General features: G+C 41.7%; 2 protein-coding genes. Both read right to left on the minus strand.

The window, feature by feature from the left end; translation table 11 throughout:
* Positions 1-34: 34 nt before the first annotated feature.
* Entirely contained in the window at positions 35-1,006 is a 972-nt protein-coding gene (locus E4F24_RS13920) for a transposase (protein ID WP_216629136.1), read from the minus strand.
* A gap of 33 nt (positions 1,007-1,039) precedes the next feature.
* On the minus strand, positions 1,040-1,609 hold the full coding sequence (locus tag E4F24_RS13925) for a transposase (RefSeq protein ID WP_216629137.1): 570 nt from the start codon (positions 1,607-1,609) through the stop codon (positions 1,040-1,042).
* Between the last annotated feature and the right edge of the window lie 71 nt (positions 1,610-1,680).

Below are 1,680 nucleotides of genomic sequence, written 5' to 3' on the forward strand. Positions count from 1 at the left end.
CCTCTTTAGGAGCGATTTTGGGGAGGTTTGTTTTTTAGTTACTGTTCAAAACCGTAGAATCCGGAGGGCTTAAAATCGAGTTTTTGAAGTCGTAAAAAAGGTTTTTTAGAAAAGCGTAGTTATTCTGTGCTTTTAGTGATAGAACCTGTGCTAAAACGCTCGGTTTTTTCAGCACAAAGCGTAAGTATTTCTTCAGATTGTAAGTCAGTGCGGCCATCATTACGTGTTTATTGGCTTGTGGCATTCCTCTGCTGTTGAGGCGTTTCATATTGTGGTGGTTAATAAGCGTTCCCAAAACAGGTTCTACAGTACTGCTGCGACGTTTGGTCAGAAAACGGGTGTAGTTTTTGTTCCGGGTCAGCTTTGCGTGCATCTTGTCGTAAAGTGGTTTGTGAATACTGTCTTCTATCTTTTTAAATTTTGTAACCTTTCCACAGCATTGTTCCCTAAGCGGACATTTTCCGCAATCGCTCTCACTGCTCCGGTAGCTTTTCTTTTCATACCCTTTGCTGTCGGTTAAAATCCGTTTAAAGGGTAAAAAGGCTTTGTTTCCTCCTTCTTTGACACATTCGTAACGGTTTTCTTCTTCATTGAAAATAAAGCCTTCACGCTCGGGTTTGTATTGACCGAAATTCGGGATATAAGCGTCAATGTTGTGGTCTTCGCAATACTGCAAACTCTCGCCACTGCTGTAACCCGCATCGGCAAGAGCCTCTTTGATTTGCATATCATTTTGATGAAGGTTTTCGATAGTCTGATTCATTATTTCAGAAAATATGGCACTGTCTTTACTGCCTGCTGTACTGGCACAAGCTCCCGTAATAACGTGGTGTTTGTCATCAACAGCCAATTGACCGGAATAGTTGAGCTGGCGGGGTTTGCCCGGTTTTACCGAGATTTTTGCATCGGGGTCAATAGGGCTGTAATGCGTGTGGTTGCTTAAAAACTTTGGGCGGATTTCATTGCCGCCTTCATCGGTTCTTTTGCTTTTAGTATTACCCGGCATTCCTTTATATGTTTCTTCTTTCCAGGAGTGATGTTATTCTACAAGCTTCTTTCTTTCCGTTGTCACTTTATATTCGCTGTTTTCTTCCAACTCGTTTACATAAGCCGAAGCATCTTCCAAAACATCCTTTTCTACCAAACTATCCATACTTGCATTGGCTTTGATAAAAGCACTGTCAACGGCCTGACGCTTACCCCTGACCATTCCTTTGTTCACACACATCTTCAGAACCGTTTGAAATAAACTCAGAAAAACTTCTTCTCCAAAAAGCTGCCGGGTACGGCTGATGGTACTGTGCCAGGGCAGTTCTTCGTTCAAATCATAGCCCAAAAACAGACGCACATCCAAACAGTTGCTGCAATACCGCAGCAACGCCCGGTCGCTGTTGATATTGTTCAGATAACCCACCAACAATATCTTGAAAAAAAATACCGGGTCAATGCTCTGCTGACCTTCGCTGCCGTAGTATTTTTGGGTGGTTTTATACAAAAAGTGTAAATCCAAATCCTGATTTACTTTACGATAAAAGTTATCGGTTGGAACCAAACGATCTAAGCTCAGTTCGTAAAACAGCCGGGGAGTAAAGTCTTTTCGTCCTTGCATAATGAAAAATACTAAATATCAACCTGTTCATCAAACAAATTAAGCTATATTTGAGTTGTGCAACAAGCACA

Origin of the sequence: Sphingobacterium lumbrici (genome assembly GCF_006476045.1) — a bacterium.
Lineage (GTDB): Bacteria > Bacteroidota > Bacteroidia > Sphingobacteriales > Sphingobacteriaceae > Sphingobacterium > Sphingobacterium lumbrici.